The following is a 4,337-nucleotide window of genomic DNA, read 5'->3' as shown; positions in this document are numbered from 1 at the left end:
TGCAGATCATTCCACTGCACCTGGACGCGTTGACCAATCCAGCCGCGTGGCGCGCCGTAGTACGCGGCTTCGACCTCGACGCAGCCATCGAGGTGCACGGTGCGTTCGCCGTATCGGTAGTAGCGAAACGGTTCCAGCGGCAGCGGCCCAAGCGCCGGCCGCTCTTCGGCAAACATCGCCGCGACTTGCCGCTTCGTCGTCCCGTGGATGCGGGTGTCGGCCCAGCGCGTCTCCCAGCGATCCAAGTACGCTTGCGCCTCGTCGAGACTCTCAAAGCGCAGGCCTTTGAGCGGCGTCTTCTGCGCATGGCCGACGCCGGCTTCGACCTTCCCTTGGCGATCAGGATCGCCCACCCGGCACGGCAGGGCGACCACGCCGTAGTGCGTGAGCACATCGCGATAGAGCGGATTCAGCGCCGGGTCGTAGATGTCCGGGGTGAGGACGCCTTCCTTCAGATTGTCGAGGTTATGTGCCGCGGCCGGATCTGTAGCGGCGACTACGGCGGCTTCGAAACGGAGCCTCCTTCCCGCTGATCTCCGCCACATAACGAGGCGTCTCTTTCGCCAGATGATCACCGAGCGCCGATGGCGCAAGGAGGTTGTCATGCTGGAGCGCTACTTCGCCCGCCCACAGACTGTCGATCGGATTCGTGCATCATGGCTTGGCCCAGCGATCGAGCAGTGCGCGATCTGGCTGATTGAGCGTGGTCACGCGGCCAGGAATCTCGCGCGGTATGTACCGATTCAGATGCACTTTGGCGCGTTCGCGCAGGCGCGAGGCGCAACGCGTTACGAAGATCTCCCGGCGTACGTCGATTCATTCGTTAGTGACCGGATAGCGCGACCGGATCACCGGCGCGCTCCTGGGGCTCCGCGACCACGCTTGACGCAGGAGATCCGCTGGCCCATCGAGCAGATGCTCCGATTGGTGGTGCCGGGATTTGTGGGCCACACGCGTCATCGGGTCCTCCATGAGCCATTCGCGGAGAGCGTGCCAGGGTTTTTCGCGTACTTGCGTGGCGAGCGTGGACTGCGGGAGGAGACCGTCGTTCAGTATGCCCACCACCTCTGCCAGCTCGAAGCCTATTTGCGCGGGATTGGGCTGGAGGACCTCCGAGCCCTGTCCCCGGTGATCGTGAGCGGATTCTTCACCGATCGTAGCGGGCTGCACCGGACGCGTGTTCGCGATCGATGTGGCATCGTCCGAGTGTTTCTCCGGTATCTGCATCGGCAGGGCCTCGTCGCCCGCGACCTGAGCGGCACCGTCGAAGCGCCATCCGTGTACCGATTGGCGACGATCCCGCGGTCGATCACTTGGGACGAGGTGCGCCGCATGCTCGACACAGTCGATCGGCGTACGGTCGTGGGTCGTCGTGACTACGCGATGCTGCTGCTTCTGGTGACCTACGGTCTGCGGGCACGGGAGGTCGCTGCGCTCACGCTGGACGACGTGGACTGGCGTCATGATCGATTGCGCGTCCCCGAGCGCAAGGCGGGGCACTCGACGGCGTATCCGTTGTCGCCACTCGTGGGCCAGGCAATCCTTGCGTACCTGAAAACGGGCCGACCTACGACGTCCTCCCGCCGGATCTTCTTTCGTACGCTCGCGCCGTGCGAGCCGATTACTCATTCGGCCGTGTCCTGTCGCGCGGCCCACTACCTCCGGCAGGCAGAAATTGTCGTCCCGCGTCCAGGCTCGCATACGTTGCGACACACCTGCGTCCAGCGCCTCGTCGATGCGGGGTGGCCGCTCAAGCCCATCGGGGACTACGTCGGGCACCGCAGTCCGTCATCGACGGAGATCTACAGCAAGGTCGCGGTCGAGGCCCTGCGCGACGTGGCGTACGGCGACAAGGAGGAAGTCATATGAAATCCTCCTGGACCGGTTTCCACGGCCCGCTGGCACCGGGGATTGATGCATTTCTGGCTCACAAACGCGCGCTCGGTTGTCTCTTCCGTGTGGAGGAGTTGTCGCTGCGGCTGTTCGATCAGTTTCTAATCGCGCAGCCGATCACGACGCTCAGCGCGATCACGCCCGACGTCGTGGACGCCTTCCTCGTCTCGCGCCCCCGCCACGCGCCGCGCAGTTATAACCACTTGCGCGGGACACTCGTCCGGCTGTTCGACTGGCTCGCGGCGCACGACCAGTTCGGGCCTTCGCCCGTGCGGGCACGACCCCGACGATCGACCCAGTCGCGGCTGCCGTTTCTCTTCGACGACGCCACCGCTCGCCGACTGCTCGACACCGCCAGCCGATTGCCCGACAAGGGCGGCACCGTGTGCCGAGGCAAGACCTATCGGGTCATCTTCACATTGCTCTATGGGCTGGGACTGCGGGTGGGAGAGGTGGCGCGGCTGTGCGTCGGGGATGTCGATCTGACCCGCGATCTGCTGGTCATCCGACAGACCAAGTTCTACAAGAGCCGTCTCGTCCCCTTTGGTCCTGGCATCCACATGGTGTTGAGCGATCACCTCGCCCGTCGGGCGCGGCCGTCCGAGACGATCTCGCCGTCGACACCGGTGTTCTCGCTCCGCGGCGGCCGGGGCGTCAGTGCTGGGACCATCAGTCAAACCTTTCACCATCTCGTGCCGGCGCTCGGGCTCTCGATTCCAGACGGGGCCGTGGGCCCGCGCGTGCATGACCTCCGGCACGCGTTTGCGGTGGGTACGTTGCTGCGCTGGTACCGGAGCGGGCTCGACCCCAGCACGCGCCTGCTCCAGCTGTCGACGTTCCTCGGCCACGTCAGTCCCGTCACCACGGCGGTGTATTTGACCATCACGCCCGAGCTGCTCGGCGAAGCCAGCGCGCGATTCGAGCACTGGGCTCACGCGGCCGTTACGGAGACGACGTCGTGAGCCCCTCCGTGGGCGCGCTGGTCCAGGCCTTCCTGGCAGACGAGCTCCCGGTCCAGCGAGGGCTGCGGCCGGCGTCCGTCAAAGCGTACCGAGACGGGCTTCGCCTCTTTCTCGTGTTCGTCTCGCGCGACGTGTCGTGTCGGCTCACGCAGATCTCCCGCGAGGCCTTCACACTCGATCGCGTCCTTCGGTTCCTCCACGATCTCGAGACGACGCGACACAATCATCGGCGGACGCGGAATCACCGCCTGACGATCCTGCGCGCCTTCTTCGAGTTTCTCGCGCGTCGATGTCCTGAGTATTTGGCGGTGGCGCAGCAAGTGGCCGCGATCGCCGTCAAGCGTGCGCCGCCCCCGGAGACCTTCTTCTTGGAGCGCGACGAAGTCGAGACGCTCTTGCGACGGTTACCCGCACACGGACGACACGCCCTGCGTGATCGCGCCCTTTTTCTCCTGCTCTACAACACGGGCGCCCGCGTGCAGGAGATTGCCGACCTGCGCATCGAGCATCTCGACCTGGGGCCGCAGCCCCGCGTGCGCCTGCATGGGAAGGGCGACAAATGGCGCGTCTGCCCGCTCTGGTCGCAGACCGTCGATGCGATCACGCGGCTGCTGCGAGAGGCATGCTCGACGCCTCAGCCCACTCGGGCGCTCTTCACGTCCCATGGTACGCGTGCCCTCACGCGCTTCGGCCTCTACAAGATCGTCCGGCGCCATACCGACCCATTGCGGGTCCAGCGCGCCGCACCGATCGGTCGCCACGTCGGCCCGCATGTCTTTCGCCACACGGCCGCCGTACATCTGCTCGAAGCGGGCGTCGACGTCAACGTGATCCGTGGCTGGCTCGGTCACGTCAGTTTGGAGACGACCAATCGCTACGCGGAAATCAACACACGCATGAAGGAGGCGGCCCTGCGCTTGTGCGAGCCGCCCACGGCCGACTCGGATTCATCCCGCCGAACGCCCGTCTGGCGTGATGACCAGGCGCTCCTGGCGTGGCTGGCTTCTCTGTGAATCGTTATGTGTCCAGTTTCCCGCGGCCCACCGGTGCCGAGCGCTCCCTCCTGCGGGCGCCGCCACATATCAAACGCGGGCACATAACCTTGATTATGTGGCGTGGCACATAATCGAGGACGATGACGCGCACCGTGCCGCCCAGCCGGCGAAAGGCGCGTTCGTGGAGCTCGGCCCAGACCTGCGCACTGGAGCGCCACACCAGCAGCCGCACCGACTTGCGTGAGCAGCCCAGGGTCAGGACGAAGAGGCGCGGGCGTCGATACTTCCGGGTGCTCGGGTCGCGGACCATCGGTCCCCCATCTCCGTAGTCCACCTGGCCTTCTTCCCCGGGCGCCGTCGTGATCACGACCCGCGCCTCGATCGGCGTGCGGCCACGCAGGTGGACAATGAAGCGCCGGACACTCGCATAGCGACCGGGAAACCCGTGGTCGTCGACAAGGTCCTGCCAGATTGCCATCGCATTCTG

3 protein-coding genes and 2 pseudogenes are annotated in these 4,337 nt (G+C 65.7%); 3 read left to right on the top strand and 2 right to left on the bottom strand.

What is annotated here, in order from left to right:
* A pseudogene (locus GEV06_28080) lies at window positions 1-464 on the bottom strand (IS21 family transposase).
* A gap of 139 nt (window positions 465-603) precedes the next feature.
* Here GEV06_28080 and GEV06_28075 point away from each other — a divergent pair.
* The 3 genes from GEV06_28075 to GEV06_28065 are packed head-to-tail and all read left to right on the top strand — an operon-like array spanning window position 604 to window position 3,868.
* Window positions 604-1,869: a tyrosine-type recombinase/integrase gene (locus GEV06_28075; protein MPZ21716.1), complete on the top strand. Its 1,266-nt coding sequence runs from the start codon at window positions 604-606 to the stop codon at window positions 1,867-1,869.
* Window positions 1,866-2,855 carry a tyrosine-type recombinase/integrase gene (locus GEV06_28070; GenBank protein ID MPZ21715.1) on the top strand — a complete coding sequence of 330 codons (990 nt, stop codon included), beginning with the start codon at window positions 1,866-1,868 and terminating at the stop codon, window positions 2,853-2,855. The genes GEV06_28075 and GEV06_28070 overlap by 4 nt, the downstream gene beginning before the upstream one ends.
* Window positions 2,852-3,868 (top strand): tyrosine-type recombinase/integrase, encoded by a 1,017-nt coding sequence (locus tag GEV06_28065; GenBank protein ID MPZ21714.1) that lies wholly within the window; start codon window positions 2,852-2,854, stop codon window positions 3,866-3,868. Before GEV06_28070 ends, GEV06_28065 begins: the two co-directional genes overlap by 4 nt.
* Window positions 3,869-3,980: 112 nt before the next feature.
* Here GEV06_28065 and GEV06_28060 read toward each other — a convergent pair.
* A pseudogene (locus GEV06_28060) lies at window positions 3,981-4,337 on the bottom strand (IS21 family transposase).

The organism is Luteitalea sp., from assembly GCA_009377605.1.
Lineage (GTDB): Bacteria > Acidobacteriota > Vicinamibacteria > Vicinamibacterales > Vicinamibacteraceae > WHTT01.
This window is presented reverse-complemented; position numbering and strand designations above follow the sequence as displayed.

Bases quoted from the DNA above. Each gene is read 5' to 3' on its own strand.
- GEV06_28075 (MPZ21716.1), top strand. From the start codon at position 604: ATGCTGGAGCGCTACTTCGCCCGCCCACAGACTGTCGATCGGATTCGT.
- GEV06_28070 (MPZ21715.1), top strand. From the start codon at position 1,866: ATGAAATCCTCCTGGACCGGTTTCCACGGCCCGCTGGCACCGGGGATT.